A 441-nucleotide genomic window follows, 5' to 3' on the forward strand; every position below is an offset into this window, starting at 1 on the left:
CTGGAATTGGAACATATCGATGCCCGGGCAAACGGAGGCTCGAATCGGGTCTCCAATCTGACACTGGCTTGCGTGCCTTGCAATAGGAAGAAGGCCACTCGCCTGCTCCCTGATTTCCTGCGCAAGGACCCGGAGCGCCTCAGACGCATTCTGGCGAAGGCAAAGGCCCCGCTTCGCGACGCTGCCGCCGTCAATTCGACCCGGTGGGCGCTGTACAACGCGCTGAAGACCACGGGGCTTTCAGTGGAGACGGGGTCGGGTGGCCGGACGAAGTACAACCGCCGACACTTCGATCTGCCAAAGACGCACGCGCTGGACGCGGCGTGTGTTGGGGTGGTCGACTCTGTTTCAGACTGGCAAAAGCCCACGTTGGCTATCAAGTGCTCGGGCCGTGGCACTTACCAGCGCACGCGACTCACCGCATCAGGCTTCCCGCGCGGC

At 62.8% G+C, this 441-nt stretch carries 1 protein-coding gene; it reads left to right on the plus strand.

Features of this window, described 5'->3' with window-relative positions; translation table 11 throughout:
- On the plus strand, positions 1-441 hold a 441-nt coding region (locus tag ACYP5B_RS46485; protein WP_459574090.1), incomplete at both ends, for an HNH endonuclease.

Source organism: Cupriavidus sp. 8B, from assembly GCF_054589115.1.